Genomic DNA, 15725 nt, shown 5'->3' with positions numbered 1-15725 from the left:
CACGGCATCGTGCTGCGCTCCCCCACCGTCCGGGTCGTGGTGCGGCCGATGTCAGCCGCAGGTGCGCACCCCCTCGGGGGTGCGCCCGTGGGCCACGGCGTCCACCGTGTCCCGGGCCGTGGACAGGGTGTCCACGGCGTACACGGTCAGCCCCTCCGGGACCCGACCGTCCAGATCTGCGCAGTTCTCCATGGGGGCGAGGAACACCTCGGCCCCGGCCTCCCGGGCACCACGGACCTTCTGCGGGATGCCGCCGATCGCCCCGACGACGCCGTCCGGGGTGATGGTCCCCGTGCCGGCGATGTGCCGCCCGCCGGTGAGGTCGCCCGGCGAGAGCCGGTCCACGATGGACAGGGCGAACATCAGCCCGGCGGAGGGGCCGCCGATGTCCTCGAGCGCGATGTCGACCTGCACGGGGAACTCGAACGTCTGCTGCAGGTACGCGCCCATGAGCCAGCGGTCCGGCCCGTCGGTGGGGGCCGCGGACACGGGGACGTCGATCCGCATCTGTTCGCCGTCGCGGCGCACGGTCATGGGCACCGGGTCTCCGCCCGAGGCGTTGAGGACGTTCTTGAGCGCAGACACGTCCGAGACCTGCTCGCCGTCGGCCTCCAGGATCACGTCTGCCACCTGCAGCGCCCCCTCCGAGGCGCTGCCCTCGGTGAACTCCTGCACGGTCAGCTGGGTGCGGTAGTCCACGCCGAGCTCGGTGAGGGCGGCCGCGGTGGCGATCTCCTGGGACGAGGCCATGGCGGCCGTGTTGCCGGCGCTGACCTCCTCGGAGGTGGTGCCGGTCGGGTAGACGAGCTCCCGCGGGACCACGTCTGCGCCCGGGTCCAGCAGGGCTCCGAGCAGGTCCGAGGCGGTGGTGGTTCCGGTCGGCGGCCCGCCCACGAGCACGGTGGTCATGTCGAGGCGGCCCTCGGAGGCGCCGTGGTCGTCCACCTGGGCCGTGTCCTCCTCGCCGGTGACGGTGAGGACCTCGTGCCCCTCATAGGTGCCGAGGACGTCGATGGCGGGGCCGGGGCTCTCCACGATGTAGGGGGTCGGCGCGGCCACGGCGACCGTCGCGCTGGCCGCGGCGATCCAGCCGGCCAGGCGAGGCGGCCTGCGGCGGCGGGCGGCCGTCGTCGTGGTTCCGGCGGGCGGCGAGGCGTGGCGGGGTCGGGCCGCAGATGCAGGTCCCCGGGGCGCGTCCGGGCGCGGCTCCGGAGAGGGTGTCTTCTGGGGCACGCGGCACCGCTTCCTGTAGCTCGGCCGAGGCGGGCTCGGCGGGGCGGGTCCGTGCGCCGTCGGCGTGCGACGGACACGGAACGGCCCCGCCAGTCTACCCGTTCCCCGACGACGGCCCTCGGTCATGTCCTCCCAGGTCGCCCGGGCGCCCGGCAGAGGCCGGACACCGCGTCCCGCGGGCGGCCCGCGGCCGTCACCTGGTGGCGAACACCGGCCCGCGGACGGGCCCCGGCACAGACAGGGCACGGCCGACGCCACTACGCTGAAGGACATGACCAACGACCCGAAGAACCCCGGATCCGGCGACGAGCGCGACCCCCTGGAGGAGATGCTCGGGCGCCTCTTCGGCGGTCAGGGCCCGGACCCGGAGGAGATCCGCCGCGCCATGGAGCAGATGGGCGGCCCCGGCGGCGGCGCCATGCCCGGCTTCGACCCGTCGCAGATGGACCCGGCGATGATGCAGCAGATGATGGCCCAGTTCCAGGCGATGATGAACCCGGCCGCGTCCGGCCAGTCCGGTCCCGTGAACTGGGACCTGGCCAAGAACGCGGCCCGCCAGGCCGTGGCCGGCACCGACCCGTCCGTGGGCTCGTTCGCCCGCCGCGAGGTCGACGAGGCGCTGCGCCTGGCCGAACTGTGGCTCGACGGCGCGACCGACACCGAGCAGTCCGGCCTGATCGGCAAGGCCGTCTCCCGTGCCGAATGGGTCGAGGCGACCATGGACAGCTGGCGCCGCATGACAGAGCCGGTCGCCACCTCGCTGTCCCGGGCGATGTCCGCGGCGATCGAGCAGCAGCTCTCCCGGCAGATGCCCGAGGAGATGGCAGGCATGCTCGGCGGCCTGGAGGGCCTGAAGCCGATGCTGCAGAACATGGGCGGCACCATGTTCGGCCTGCAGCTGGGCACGGCCGTGGGCGAGATCGGCAAGGACGTGCTCTCCGGCACCGACATCGGCTTCCCCCTGGCCGGCCACACCCTGTCCATGCTGCCGGTGAACATCGAGGAGTTCGGGGACGGGCTGTCCGTCCCGGACGACCAGCTGCGCATCTACCTGGCACTGCGCGAGGTGGCCCGGATGCGCCTGTTCCTCCACTCCCCGTGGCTGGAGCGGGACCTGTTCGCGGCGATCGAGCAGTACGCCGCCGGAATCCGCCTGGACACCGAGGGCATCGAGTCCGCCGCGGCGAACGTGGACCCGATGGACCCGGAGTCCATGCAGCAGGTGTTCGACGGCCGTTCCTTCATCGCCGAGCCGGACGCCACCCAGCGCGCCGCCCTCGAGCAGCTGGAGCTGCTGCTGGCCCTGGTGGAGGGGTGGGTGGACGTGGTGGTCGCCGAGGCCGCCGCTCCCCTGGACCACGCCGCGGCGCTGCGCGAGACCATGAACCGCCGCCGCGCCTCCGGCGGCCCGGCCGAGCACGCGTTCGCCGCGCTCGTGGGTCTTGAGCTGCGCCCGCGCCGCCTGCATGCCGCCTCCGATTTGTGGGCGGAGATCACCAAGACCCACGGCAAGCAGTACCGGGAGGAGGTCTGGCGCCATCCGGAGCGCCAGCCCACCGCCGAGGACCTGGACGATCCGACCGGCTACGCCGGCCGCCGCGAGGAGCAGGACAGGACCACCGACTCCCTCGACGACGAGCTGCGCCGCCTGCTGGACGGCGGGTTCGGGGACGCCCCGAAGGAGAAGTGATCCCCTCCTGCTGACCGCCCGGTCCTCGCCGACGACGGCCGCCCTCCGCCCGCGACAGGCGCACCCGGGACGGTCGTCCGATGGAGACGACGAGGCCGCCGCTCCCCTGCCGGGGCGGCGGCCTCCTCGCGTTCAGGACGTTCAGGACTCGGTGTCCGCAGCCTGGTCCGGGGTGGCGTCCGGCACGGCGTCCGGGCTGAGCCCGCGGCCGGTGGCGAAGGTGACGCCCTGGAGGAAGGCCATGGCCTCGGCGTAGCGGTCGTACCGGGACACCAGGCGCCGGAAGGCCGGTCCGTGGCCGGACTCGAGCAGGTGGGCCAGCTCGTGGACCAGCACGGCGTCCAGGACCCACTCCGGCATGCCGTGCACCTGGGTGGAGATGCGGAGGGTGCGACGCGACGGGGTGCAGGAGCCCCACCGCTGCCGCTGCCGGGAGGACCAGGTCACGGACGTCGGGCGGGGCGCCTCGGGCACAAGGCGAGCGCGGAGGCGCTCCGCTCGGGCGGCCAGGGAGCCGTCGTCGGGTGCGGGACCGTCGTCGTGGGCCGCCGGCGGGGCCGGGGCCTTGGCGATCATGCGCTCGATCCACTGGCGCTCCTCCCCCGCCGCCAGGCCGGCGGGCAGCAGGATGCGCAGCCGGCCGTCCCGCCAGGCCGCGGACACGGTGCGGCGACGGGCCGTGGAGCGGATGAGCGTCAGCGGGACCCCATGGACCTCGGCGAGCTCGGTGGTGCGCACGGCGGGGGCGCGGCCGGAACGGCCGCCGGACGAGGCGCGGGAGCCAGGCGCTGTGCGGCGCGGAGTCGAGCGGCGACGCGATCCTCCGTTGAAAGGCATCCCCACATTGTGCACCGTCCGGGACTCGGAGGCGGCACCTGTGGAGGACCGAACCGCACGGGCGTCGTCGGGGGACGGCCTGCTGTGGACGGCCGCGGGGCCGTCGGACGCGTCGATGCGACGCTGGAACGGACCCGCCGCGGACGGATCCGCGGCGGACCGGAGTGGTCGCAGGCGTCGGGAGGGACGCCGGAGGGGACAGAGCATGCGGATCGATCCGACGGTGTCGACGGTGCAGGTCGGCCCGGGGCAGGTGCAGGTGGGCAACGGGCCGCGGGCCGTGGTGGTGGACGTCCGGCCCCGCGGGGTGCGGACGCTGCTGGCCGAGCTGTCGGCGGGGACGGTGGCCGGACGCGGCTCCGCGGCTGCGCTGGCGCGCCGCTGCGGCATGGAGGAGACGGAGCTGGCCCTGGTGCTGGAGGGCCTGGCACCGGTGCTGGTCGAGGGCGCAGGGGCGGACGGCGCAGCGGACCCTGGGGCGGACAGCGCAGCGGACCCCGGAGCAGACGGGCGCCGGGACAGCGGCGGGAACGAGACGCAAGTTGCTCCGGCGCCGAGCCGGGCGCTGCCGGACGCCGTGCACGTGGACGGGCTCGGGCCGACCGGGGCCGCGGTGGCCGACCTGCTGGCCGCCGCCGGGGTCGGACGGTTCGGGCTGACGGACCAGCGCCCGGTGCGGGCGGAGGAGCTGGGCCACGGGCTCGTCACCGCGGACGTCGGACGGCCGCGGAACGAGGCGCTGGCCCAGCGCCTCGGAGACCGCGGGGTCGCCGCGGTGGCCTGTCACCCGGCTGGACGCCGCGCGATCGGGGCGGTCACGGTGACGGTGGCGGCGGGCGCCTGGGACGCGGACCGGCTGGCCCGGGCGCAGGCCGGCGGGCACATCGTCCTGCCGGTGGTGCTGCGTGACGAGGACACGCTCGTGGGGCCCTGGTGCGCGCCGGACGTCCCGGGATGCCCGCTGTGCTGGGAGCGCTGGGCCGGACAGGAGGACCCGCTCCGGGCGCAGCGGACCGCGGCACTGCACCGGGCCGGGGCCGGCCGGGACCCGGTGGAGCGGGCCCGCCTCACGGCCTGCGTGGTGGTCGCGGCCCTGAAGAGCGGGCCGGTGCCGGGACTCGCCTGGCGGGTGCGGGACCAGGCCCCCGGACCACGGTCGTCGCCCCTGGGCGTGGACGAGGAGTCCGTGGCGCCCTGGCCGGGCTGCGCCTGCGGCGGGTGAGGGCTCTGGCGAGGGGCGGCTCGGACAGCTCAGGCGACGTCGGTGCCGTGGAGCAGCTCGATGACCTCTTCCCCGTAGGACTCCAGCTTGATCCTGCCGACGCCGGAGATCCTGAGCAGCTCGGCCGCGGAGCGCGGCATGGTCTCGGCGATCGCGACGAGCGTGGCGTCCGTGAACACCACGAACGGCGGCTTGCGCATCTGCTTCGCCTTGGCCGTCCGCCAGTCCTTGAGCGTGTCCAGAACGGCCTCGTCATAGGTGGCCGGGCAATCGATGCAGCGCCCGATCTTTCGCTCGGCGCCGGTGTCCAGGACCTCGCCGCAGGTGCGGCAGGTCGCGGGGGCCGCGCTGCGCCGGCGGCGGGCCGGGGCGGCCGACGCCGAGGCCGCCGCGGCCTTGCGGTTGCCTCCGAGCGTGGAGTCGATCGCGGACAGGAAGCGGGACGGCCTGCGGGTGGACCGGCCGCCGCCGCGGGACAGCGTCCAGGTCAGACAGAGGTGCTTGCGCGCACGCGTGATTCCCACGTAGAGCAGGCGGCGCTCCTCGTCCACCTCCGCGGGGGTGTCCGCGAAGGAGATCGGCATGAGCCCCTCGGACAGGCCCACGAGGAAGACGGCGTCCCACTCCAGGCCCTTGGCCGAGTGCAGGGACGCCAGGGTGACGCCCTGGACCGCCGGGGCGTGCTGGTGCTCGGCGCGCTCGTCCAGCTCGGCCACCAGCTCGGTGAGGGTGAACTCCGCGCCGCGGGTGTCCGCCAGCTGCTCGGCCAAATGCACGAGCGCCCGCAGGGACTCCCACCGCTCGCGGTGGGCCCCGGAGCCGGCCGGAGGCTCGTCCGTGTAGCCGAGTGAGGACAGCACGTCCTTGACGCGCTGGATCACGTCGGCACCGGTGAGGTCCTGGGCCGCGCGGGCGGCCGCCCGCAGCTGCAGGATGCCGTCCCGGACCTCGGCGCGGGAGAAGAACCGCTCGCCGCCGCGCAGCAGGTAGCCGATGCCCGCCGTGGTCAGGGCGGTCTCGAACGCCTCGGACTGGCCGTTCGTGCGGAAGAGGACGGCGATCTCCGAGGCGGGCACGCCCTCGTCGATGAGCCGCTTCGCCTGCTCCGCGACCCAGCCGGCCTCGGCCTCGTCGTCGTCGCACTCGGCGAACACGACCTGCGGGCCGGACTCGCGCTGGGACACCAGCTGCAGCGGCTCCGGCCACGCCGGGAGGGAACGGTCGCGGGCCCCGGCGCGGGTGCGGTCGGCCAGCAGCCGGTTGGCGGCTTCGACCACCTGGGGGCTGGAGCGGTAGTCCCGGACGAGCTTCACCTGGGTGGCGTCCGGGTAGCGCTCGCGGAAGCCCGTGAGGAAATCGGAGGTCGCGCCGGTGAAGGAGTAGATGGTCTGGGAGGCGTCGCCCACCACGCAGAGGTCGTCGCGGCCGCCGAGCCACAGGTCCAGGAGCCGATGCTGCAGCGGAGAGACGTCCTGGTACTCGTCCACCACGAACACTCGGTACTGCTCGCGGACGGTGGCCGCGATGCGCTCCTCGGACTCCAGGATGGCCACCAGGATCAGGAGCACGTCCTCGAAGTCGATGGCCTGCTGCGCCGTCTTGAGCTCCTCGTAGCCGGCGTAGAGGCGGGCCACGGTGACCGGGGTCCAGCCGGAGGGCATGTCCCGCTCCGCGGCCGCCTCGGCGTAGGCCTCGGGGGCGTGCAGGGACACCTTCGCCCACTCGATCTCCGAGGCGAGGTCACGCAGGGCGGCGCGGTCCACGCTCATGCGCATGCGCTGGGCCACCTGCGTGAGCAGGCGGACCTTGTTCTCCATCACGTTGGGCATGGACCCGCCCACGGCATGGGGCCAGAAGTAGCGCAGCTGGCGCAGGGCGGCCGCGTGGAAGGTGCGGGCCTGGACGCCGTGGGCGCCGAGGTCGCGCAGGCGGGTGCGCATCTCCGCGGCGGCGCGCGCCGTGAAGGTCAGCGCCAGCGTGCGCTGCGGGTCGTAGACGCCGCAGGCCACGCCGTACGCGATGCGGTGGGTGATGGCGCGGGTCTTGCCGGTGCCGGCGCCTGCGAGGATGCAGACGGGTCCGTGGAGCGCGGTCGCGGCCTGGCGCTGCTCAGCGTCGAGGCCGCGGAGGATCTCATCGGGCGAGCTCACGGGTGTTCCAGACTCCTTCGGGCGCTTCGGCGTCGGCGTGCCCGCACGGGCAGGCGCTCCACCGTATCAACGGCGTCTGGACGGGGCCCGAGAGCCACACCGGGGCCGGTGTCGCCCCAGGGCGACGAGCCCGGACGGACCTAGGATTGTGGGCGTGAACCGTCAGCCCATGCATCTCGCCGCCCTTGCCGCCGCTGCCGTCCCGGGCCTGTCCCCGACCGGCGTGCTGGCCAGCCCGGACGACCCCGCGGACTTCTCCTCGGCGATCGTGCTGGCCGAGAGGGGCGAGCGCTGGCGCGTCCGCTCCCCGCACACCCCGGAGGCCGCCATGCGCCTGGAGACCGAGCTTCAGGTGCTCGCCGGCTTCACGCCTGCCGTGCGGGCGAACCTCCCCTTCCGCACCCCGTCCGTGGCCGGTGCCGTCCGCTTGGACGGGCTGCGCACCTTCGTCTACCAGGACATGCCGGGGGCCGTGCATCCGCTCGAGGACCTGGTGGACGCCGGCGAAGCGGCCGTGGCGGACGTCGCCCGGGTGATGGCCGCCATCCACACCCTCCCGGACCAGGTGGTGGCCCTGGCCGACCTCCCGGTGTACACCCCCGAGCAGGTCCGCACCCGCCGGCTCAACGAGCTGGACCAGGCCGCGACCACCGGCCGCATCCCGGCCACGCTGCTGCGCCGCTGGGAGACCGCCCTGGAGGAGAAGGAGCTCTGGAGCTTCGAGCCCGTCCCGGTCCACGGCGACCTGCACGAGGAGAACCTGCTGCTCGAGCGCGGCCGGGTGGTCGGGGTGACCGGATGGACCGACCTGCATGTGGGCGACCCGGCCGTGGACTTCGCCTGGCTGGCCGCCGTCGAGGACCCCGACTTCGCAGACCGCGTGCTCGAGGCCTACCGTGCGCGCCGGGGGGCCGCCGGCGCCGCCGACGACGGCGACGAGCACCTGATGCGCCGCGCCGCCCTGGTGGCCGAGTTCGCCCTCGCCCAGTGGCTGGTGCGCGGCGTGGACCGCCACGACACGGCCATGGTGGCGGAGGCGGAGGAGATGCTCGGCGAGCTCGAGGACGGGATCCGGGCGGCCGAGGAGGCCGAGCGCGCCGCCGAGCAGGCCCGCCGCGCCGAGGCGGAGCGCGCCGAGCTCGGCGCCCCCGCCTCCGACGTGGACGACGAGGCCGAGACCGGCGTGCTGCCGGCAGTGCCGCCGTCCGGCACGCCGCGCACCGGCGGCTCGCACCGGGCCTGATCCGGCGCCGGCCGCCGAGGCTCTCTGCCGGCCCGCGACGGTCGAGGAGGCCGGTCACCCCGCAGCGGCCGCCTGGTGTCAGGGGCTGCCCAGCGCCTCACGCAGGATCCGCTCCAGCTCCTCCTCCCCGGGGAGCGCCTCCATGGTGCGCTCTTCGCCGTGGGCGATGTAGACGAAGCTGGCGCCGATGTTCTCCAGCGGGATCCCGTGGAGCCGTGAGAAGGCCAGCCGGTAGACGGCCAGTTGCAGCGCCTTGTTCTCCAGATCCCGGCCAGTGGGGACCCGGCCGGTCTTCCAGTCCACGAGCTCCCACTGCGCCTGCGGGTCGAAGGGGTCGGCCGGGTCTCCTCCGGAGCGGTAGACGGCGTCCACGCGGCCGCGGAGGGTCACTCCGGCCACCGTGGTCTCCAGCGGCGCCTCCACCTGGGCGGGAATCCGGTCCGCCCAGCGGGAGGACAGGAACCACTGCTGCATCGGCTCGAGGTCGAGGGCGTCGTCCATCCACTGGTCGGCGGCGTCGTCCGGGTCGTCGATGTCCAGCATGCCGGTGGCCTCGAAGCGGTCCTCGAGCCAGGCGTGGAAGGCGGTGCCGCGGCGGGCGGCGTGGGCCGGCGGGCGGGGCATCGGCCTGCGCAGCTGCTCAGCCACGGCCTCCGGGTCCTTCGCCAACTCGCCGTACAGGGAGACGGACAGGTGCTGCGGCAGGGCCACCTCGCCGCTGGCGTCCTGCAGGGCGCGCTCGCGCAGCACGGCCCACTCCAGCTGGGCGCCGAGCGCCGAGTCCAGGTCCAGGTCGGCAGGATCGGCTCCGCGCACGGCAGCGGCGGCGGCCTCGACGGCCGCGCGGCGTCCGCGGGAACGGCGCGGCAGCTCGGTCCAGGCCTCGCGGTCCTCGGGGTCGTCCGGGTCCACGTCGTAGGCGATCGGGCCCTCGAGCGGGTCGAACGGCCAGAGGGCCGCCCGCATGCGGCCGGCGGTGGGGTTGGCGTCGGTCCGCTGCTGGTCGGTGAGGCGAGTCCCCCAGCCGACGCCGGCGACCGGTGTGGGGCCGTCCTCGGCGAGCTCGGCGGCCTCGGCGAAGAACTCGGAGACCTCCACGGGCGTCTTGTTGGTCCCCTTCCACTGGCAGGTGCTCAGCCAGAGGCGGCTGCGGGCGCGGGTGAAGGCCACGTAGGCCAGGCGCCGCTCGTCCCGGAGCGCGTGCTCGGTGAGCAGGGTGGCGAAGTCCGGGCGGGAGCCGAGCAGCTCGAGGGCGGCCTTGGCCTTCACGGTCCCGGAGCTCTGCACCCAGTCGCGGTCGTTCTCGGCCCACGAGTGGTCCCACTGCGGGAGGGCGTTCCGGTCTCCGCGCAGGGGCCACGGAAGGGCGCCGGCGCCGAGGGCCATCCAGCGGTCGGCACGGGTGGAGGGGAAGGCGCCGCGCACCAGGCCGGGCACGGCCACGACGTCCCACTCCAGGCCCTTGGAGGCGTGGGCGGTGAGGACGGAGATCGCGCGCGGGTCCGGCTCGGCGTTCTCGATGCCCAGGCCCATCTCGTGCTCGGCGGCGGACTCGACCCAGGCGAGGAATCCGGCCAGGTCCACGGTGCGTCCGACGGCGCGGCGACCGAACTGCCGGGCGGTGTCGATGAAGGCGTTCAGGTGCCGCCGGGCGGCCACGGCGGAGGGTCCGGGGCGCAGGGCGAGCTCGACGTCCAGGCCGGTGGCGCGCTCGACCTCGCCGATCATCTCGGCCGGGTCCATGTCCGTGCGGCGGGCCAGGCGGCGGAGCATGTCCCGGGCGGCGGTGAGCCGGCGCAGCCCCTCGGCGGAGAAGGTGCGCCCGTCGCGGCCGGTCCAGCGGCTCGACTCGCGGGGCAGGTCGTCCAGGGCCTCGAGCAGCACGGCGGTGTCCGCGTCCTCCTCCGGGCTGGTGTCCTCGAGGCGGGCGGCCTCCTCGTCGCTCTGGCGCGTGCGCAGCCGGGCGACGAAGCGGGCGCGTTCCTTCAGCAGCGCCAGGTCGGCCGGGCCGATGCGCCAGCGCGGGCCGGAGAGCCAGCGAACGAGGTGGTCGGAGCGGCCGGGCTCGGCCACCACATGCAGGACGGCGAGGACCTCGGCGACCTCGGGCAGGGACAGCAGGCCGTTGAGCCCGAGGACCTGGTAGGGGGCGCCGGCGGCCTCGAGCGCGTCGATCACCGGGCCGAACTGGGCGCGTCCGCGGCAGAGGATCGCCCGCGAGGGCACGGGGCCGTCGCCGGCGTCGTCGGCGAGCCGCTGCATCCGGGCGACGAGGTCGGCGGCCTCCTCCTCGCCGGTCACGTACTCGTCCAGGCGGACCTCGCCGGCGGAGGCGCCGGGGCGCGACTGCAGGGGTTGCACCTGGACGGTGTCCGTCTCCGGCTGGGCCATGGGCGCCACGATCCGGTTGGCCAGGGCGAGGATCGACTCGTCGTTGCGCCAGGCGGTCGTCAGGTGGGACACGTCCGCCGGCCTCAGCCTCCCGACGACGGCCCCCTCCCCCGTCTGCGCCTCGCCGTCCGCGGCGGCCGGGTCGGCGCCGGGCGCCTGCCGCGCGTCCTCGTCCCTCGCCGGGAAGCGGTGAGGGAAGTCGAAGAGCTGCCCGGCGGAGGCGCCGCGGAATCCGTAGATGGACTGGTGGGGGTCGCCGACGGCGGTGACGCAGTGGCCGACGCCCTCGCCGGAGGACGCGCCGAAGAGCCCTGCGAAGATCGTCATCTGGGCGTGGGATGTGTCCTGGAACTCGTCCAGCAGGACCACTCGATAGCGGTCTCGCTCGATGTGGCCGACCTCGGGGACGTCGGCGGCGATGCGGGCAGCATGGCGGAGCAGGTCGCCGAAGTCCATGACCTCGGCCTCCTCCTTGGCGGCCGTGTAGGCCTCGACCATGTGCGCCATGAGCAGCCGGGCCCGCAGGGAGAAGAGCAGCTCGCCGGCCTCCTTGTTGCGGGCGGCCCCGGCACGGGTCGGCGGCAGGGAGGCGCCGTGGGCGATTTCGGCGGCCAGGTAGTCGCGGACGGCGTCGGGCTCGACGAGGTGCTCGGCCATGTCCCCGGCCAAGCCGAGCGCGCCGGAGACGAGCGTGGACAGGGCGGGTGCACCCTCCTGCAGGTCCACATCCGCGTCCTCGGCGATCTGCCGCATCATCCGATACGCGTCGGCGTCGGTGATCTGCACGGCACCGGGTTCGACGCCGATGCGCAGCCCGTGGTCCCGGACGAGGGCGCCGGCGTAGGAGTGGTAGGTGGAGACGGCGGCGCGGCCAAGCTCCTCGGCAGTGCCCTCGAACCCGGGGATCTCGAAGCCGGGCACGGCGAGCAGCCGCTCGAGGCGGCCGTTGATGCGGTGGGCGAGCTCGCCGGCGGCCTTGCGGGTGAAGGTGACGCCGAGGACCTGGTCCGGGCGGACGAGTCCGTTGGCCACGAGCCAGACGACGCGGTCGGCCATGGTGGCGGTCTTGCCGGAGCCGGCGCCGGCCACCACCAGGCGCGGCGTGAGCGGCGCCTGGATGACCTCGGCCTGCTGGGCGGTGGGCCGCAGCCAGGTGCCGGCCTCCTGCTCGGCCTCGGTGGCCAGGAGGCGGGCGAGCTCGTCGGGGCTGTAGCGGATCTGCATGGGCTGCTCCACGGTCTGGGCTGGGCTGCTCGGTGCTGGGCTGCTCTGGGCTGTGCCGCCGCCCGGGCGGCCGGCGGTGGTGCTGGGGGCGTCGGTCACCGGGTCCACTCGGTCACCTGCCGTCCCTCGGAGCACAGCGGGCAGAGCGCCGCGTGGCGGCAACGGTCCCCTGTGCCGTGCAGGGTCAGGTAGAACGGGCCGACCGTCCGGCCGGCGGCGAGCGCCAGCTGGGCCCATGCCCACTCGTCGTCCTCGCCGAGGGCGGGCTGGTCCTGGACCTTGACCTTCTTGGTCCCCGCGCCGAGCTGCACGAGCCCGGCGCCGCCGGGCTCGGTGGGTCGGGAGACGCCGGGGACCTCGACGCCCTCGGCGGTGAGCGCGCCCGCGGCGAGGGCCACCTGGTAGGCCGCCAGCTGGGGCTGGCGCAGCATCTCCTTCTGCGTGGGGGTGCTCCGGCCGGTCTTCAGGTCGATCACGTAGGGGCGTCCCTCGGCGTCCACCTCGAGACGGTCGATCACACCGGTGATGCGCACGGTGACGTCGGCCAGCGGCACCGGCACGTCGATCCGGATCTCCTGGGCCACGCACACACGGCCGGCGTCGCGGGACTCGGGCAGGTAGCGGATGAAGGTCTCCACGAGCTCACGGACCCGCTCCAGCTGGACCTCGCCGGTCCAGCCCGCCGGCAGGCCGAGCTCGGGCAGGCGACGCTCGACCTCGTCCCGCAGCGCTTCGGGCGGGCCGGCAGGGTGGGCCTCACAGACGCTGTGCACGAAGGTGCCCACGGACTGCGCCAGGGTGGTGGTCGCTTCGGCCCCGGCCTGGGACATGATCCAGTCGAGCGGGTTCTGCAGGAGCATCTGGGCGCGCGAGGGGGACAGCCGGACCTCTCCGGCCGGGTCCACGACCGGTTCCTGCGAGGACAGCGGGGCCAGGCCCCACCAGTGGTCCGGATGGGCTGCCTCCACGCCCTGGGCGGCGAGCCAGGCGAGGCCGCCCGCGGCCTCGGCGCCGTCCTTGCCCTCGCCCTCCTCCAGCGAACGCCGCATCCGGGCCACGAGGGCGCCGGTGGTGAGCGGGTCGGGGACCTCGGTGCAGACCAGCTCGCCCTTCTCGGTGCGTTCGGGGCGGGCGATCAGCTCGAGGAACTCGGACGGTGCCGCCTCATGGTTGACCACGGCCGTGCCGACCACCGTGTGACGGGCCCGTGAGACCGCGGCGGCGAACGTGCGCAGCTCATCCTGGCGGGTCTCCTGCAGGCGGATCCGGTGCGGGGTCGGCCAGGCCGCGCCCTGACGGTGCAGGACGAGGTCCGCCAGGTCCGTGGCGCCGAGCAGCTGGCCGCGCAGGCGGGTGTTGGGCCAGACGCCGTCCTGGATCCCGACGACCAGCACGGTGTGCCAGCCGCGGCCGGCCGCGGAGGCGGGGGTGAGCACGTGCACGGCGTCCCGTCCGGACGCGCCGCGGGCCAAGGAGTCCATCGGCAGATCCTGGGACTCCATGTAGCGGGAGAACGCTGCGGGGGCAGCGCCGGGGAACTGGTCCACATAGCGCTCGACCATCTGGAACAGGGCGACGACGGCGTCGAGGTCCGCGTCCGCGCGCCGGCCCTCGCGGGCGGCGTCCGGGCGGTCGGTCTTGCCGAGCGCAAGACGGCGCCATGCCTCCCCGCGTTCGGCGGCCTCCCAGACGGCCCAGAGGACGGTCTCCGCGGTGGCCCCCTCCTGCCGGGCGGCGTCGAGCCCGGCGTGGAGCATGCGGGACAGGCGCTGCAGGCCGTGGTGGCGAGGCGCCTCCTCCCCCAGCAGCGAGGGGTCCAGCAGGGCGGCCGGAAGCAGCACCTCGGAGCGACGGCGTCCGCCGCGGGCGCGCTCCGTGGCGAGCAGGTCCTGGCGCAGGCGGCGCAGGTGCAGCGGCGTGGTGCTGCCGTAGCGGCCGCGCAGCAGGTGCTGCACGTCGAGGGAGTCGAGGACGTCCGCGAGCACGTCCTGGCGGTCCTCCTCGGCGGTGTCCCGGCCGTCCTCGTCCACGAGGGCGGCCACCACGGTCAGCAGGTGCAGCAGCGGGGCCACCGCGGGCTCGTCCTTGAGGACGGTGCCGGCGACGTCGCGGACGACCGGCACGCCCTCCGACTCGAGGAACGCGGTGATCTCGGCGACGCGGGAACCGGCGCGGGCGATCACGGCGATCTCGTCCAGGGGCACGCCCTGGCCGTGGTGGACCTGCAGCACGCGCTGCAGGACGAGGCGGTCCTCGTGCGCGGCGGTGGGCACCACGTGGACCTCGGCCGCCGGGGCCGGGATCTGTCCGCCGTCCGGCCCCTCGGTGCTGTCCGGCCCCTCAGTGTTGTCCGGCCCCTCAGTGCTGTCCGGCCCCTCAGTGCTGTCCGGCCCCTCGGTAACGTCCGGCCCCTCAGTACCGTCGTCCGTGCGGTCCTCGGCCGCCCGGGTCAGCCCACGCACGCGCGCCAGGTCCGCGGAGGCGGTGGCCACGCGTCGGGCCACCCGCTCCCAGGCCTCGAGCACGGGGGCGGACATGCGGTGGCCCTGGGTGAGCACGTGGATCCGTTCGGCGGCCGGACGCGGCCCGCCCTCCTCGTCCAGACGGGCCGGATAGGAGCCGACCTCTGCCGGGACGGCGCCGCGGAAGCCCTGCACGGTGGTGTCCGGGGAGGCGGCGAGCAGTGCGTCGGTGCCGCGGGCGATCACCGCGAGCAGGTCGTGGACCGCCGGGGTCGCCTCCTGCAGGTCGTCCACCACCACAAGCCGCAGCCTCCGGCGCTCGGCTGCGGCGAAGGCCTCCGTGGCTGCGGCACGCTCCGGGTCGTCCGGGTCCACGTCCGTGAGCACGCGGACGGCTGCGGAGATCAGACCGGCGGGGTCGAACGCCTCGGCCATGCCCAGGTCGATGCGGTCGCGGTAGTCCTGCACGAGGATCGCGGCGGCCTCCCACTCGGGTCGGCCGTGCCGGGCGCCCAGCTCCTGCAGGTCCCCCGGCTCCACGCCGAACTCACTCATGCGGTCCACGAGCTCGCGGACCTCGCGGCGGAAGCCGCGGGTGCCGACGGCCTCGGACACGGACGGCGGCCAGTCCGGACCCACCGCGGTGCCCTCCGCGTAGCCGTCCAGCAGCTCGGCGATCACGGTGTCCTGCTCGGCGCCGGAGAGCAGGCGCGGCGGCCGGGCCAGGTGCCGTAGGGGGCCGTCCACACGGGCGCGGCGGATCAGGTCGAACGCGTAGGAGGACCAGGTGCGCACCGGTGTGACGGCGCGCGTGCCGTGGCCGGTGGCCTCGAGGCGCACGGTCAGGGCGTCCCGCAGGCGAGCCGCGGCCTGGCGGGTCGGTGCGAGCACGAGCACGGACTCCGGGTCCAGCCCCGCCTCGAGCCGGCGGGCGACGGCCTCCACGAGCGTCGCGGTGCGACCGGTGCCCGGGCCGCCGAGCAGCAGGACGGCGCCGTGCCCGGCGGTGAGCGAGGCGACGGCCTCCTGCTCCTCGGCGAAGGCTCCCGGACCCGTCTTCGCGGTGTCCGGTCCGCGCAGCCGGGCCGCCACGGTGCCCTCGACGGTGGACGTCTCCGCCCAGGACTCCTCCCACGCCTGCCGCTGCTCCTGCCGCAGGGCGGCGACCTCCTGCACGTCGTCCGCGGCCGGATGGTCGGCGACGTTCGGCGGGGCGGGGTGCTCGGTGCTCTGGTCCATGTCCCCGATTCTGTCAGGAGCACCGGACACGCTA

8 protein-coding genes are annotated in these 15725 nt (G+C 75.1%); 3 read left to right on the top strand and 5 right to left on the bottom strand.

What is annotated here, in order from left to right; genetic code table 11:
* Positions 1 to 51: 51 nt before the first annotated feature.
* Complete coding sequence (locus HMPREF2863_RS02890; RefSeq protein WP_245232078.1) at positions 52 to 1233, bottom strand: YlbL family protein; 1182 nt, start codon at positions 1231 to 1233, stop codon at positions 52 to 54.
* A 271-nt stretch (positions 1234 to 1504) separates the two neighbouring features.
* Between HMPREF2863_RS02890 and HMPREF2863_RS02885 the strand changes: the two genes are divergently transcribed.
* Entirely contained in the window at positions 1505 to 2923 is a 1419-nt protein-coding gene (locus tag HMPREF2863_RS02885) for a zinc-dependent metalloprotease (RefSeq protein ID WP_067189075.1), read from the top strand.
* Positions 2924 to 3064: 141 nt separating this feature from the next.
* On the opposite strand, the gene HMPREF2863_RS02880 is transcribed toward HMPREF2863_RS02885, so the two are convergent.
* Positions 3065 to 3760 (bottom strand): M48 metallopeptidase family protein, encoded by a 696-nt coding sequence (locus HMPREF2863_RS02880; RefSeq protein ID WP_082739547.1) that lies wholly within the window; start codon positions 3758 to 3760, stop codon positions 3065 to 3067.
* Positions 3761 to 3965: 205 nt separating this feature from the next.
* On the opposite strand from HMPREF2863_RS02880, the gene HMPREF2863_RS02875 reads away from it, so the two are divergent.
* Positions 3966 to 4982 carry a hypothetical protein gene (locus HMPREF2863_RS02875; protein ID WP_067189072.1) on the top strand — a complete coding sequence of 339 codons (1017 nt, stop codon included), beginning with the start codon at positions 3966 to 3968 and terminating at the stop codon, positions 4980 to 4982.
* Positions 4983 to 5011: 29 nt separating this feature from the next.
* Here the strand turns inward: HMPREF2863_RS02875 and HMPREF2863_RS02870 are convergent, their stop codons facing one another.
* Positions 5012 to 7132, bottom strand: a complete 2121-nt coding sequence (locus HMPREF2863_RS02870; RefSeq protein WP_067189070.1) for an ATP-dependent DNA helicase UvrD2 — start codon at positions 7130 to 7132, stop codon at positions 5012 to 5014.
* Positions 7133 to 7286: 154 nt separating this feature from the next.
* Between HMPREF2863_RS02870 and HMPREF2863_RS02865 the strand changes: the two genes are divergently transcribed.
* The gene (locus tag HMPREF2863_RS02865) at positions 7287 to 8375 is read left to right on the top strand and encodes a phosphotransferase (protein WP_070637817.1); all 1089 of its coding nucleotides are present in this window, start codon (positions 7287 to 7289) and stop codon (positions 8373 to 8375) included.
* A 78-nt stretch (positions 8376 to 8453) separates the two neighbouring features.
* Here the strand turns inward: HMPREF2863_RS02865 and HMPREF2863_RS02860 are convergent, their stop codons facing one another.
* Both HMPREF2863_RS02860 and HMPREF2863_RS11745 read right to left on the bottom strand, forming a co-directional pair.
* Positions 8454 to 12089, bottom strand: a complete 3636-nt coding sequence (locus tag HMPREF2863_RS02860; RefSeq protein WP_246828806.1) for an ATP-dependent DNA helicase — start codon at positions 12087 to 12089, stop codon at positions 8454 to 8456.
* Positions 12086 to 15691: an ATP-dependent helicase gene (locus tag HMPREF2863_RS11745; RefSeq protein ID WP_067189066.1), complete on the bottom strand. Its 3606-nt coding sequence runs from the start codon at positions 15689 to 15691 to the stop codon at positions 12086 to 12088. The genes HMPREF2863_RS02860 and HMPREF2863_RS11745 overlap by 4 nt, the downstream gene beginning before the upstream one ends.
* Positions 15692 to 15725 lie beyond the last annotated feature (34 nt).

Source organism: Micrococcus sp. HMSC067E09, assembly GCF_001812555.1.
In the GTDB taxonomy this organism is placed as follows: domain Bacteria; phylum Actinomycetota; class Actinomycetes; order Actinomycetales; family Micrococcaceae; genus Micrococcus; species Micrococcus lylae.
The sequence above is the reverse complement of the archived record's forward strand: the minus strand, read 5'-3'. Positions and strand labels throughout refer to the sequence as shown.

Bases quoted from the DNA above. Each gene is read 5' to 3' on its own strand.
- HMPREF2863_RS02885 (WP_067189075.1), top strand. From the start codon at position 1,505: ATGACCAACGACCCGAAGAACCCCGGATCCGGCGACGAGCGCGACCCC.
- HMPREF2863_RS02880 (WP_082739547.1), bottom strand. From the start codon at position 3,760: ATGCCTTTCAACGGAGGATCGCGTCGCCGCTCGACTCCGCGCCGCACA.
- HMPREF2863_RS02875 (WP_067189072.1), top strand. From the start codon at position 3,966: ATGCGGATCGATCCGACGGTGTCGACGGTGCAGGTCGGCCCGGGGCAG.
- HMPREF2863_RS11745 (WP_067189066.1), bottom strand. From the start codon at position 15,691: ATGGACCAGAGCACCGAGCACCCCGCCCCGCCGAACGTCGCCGACCAT.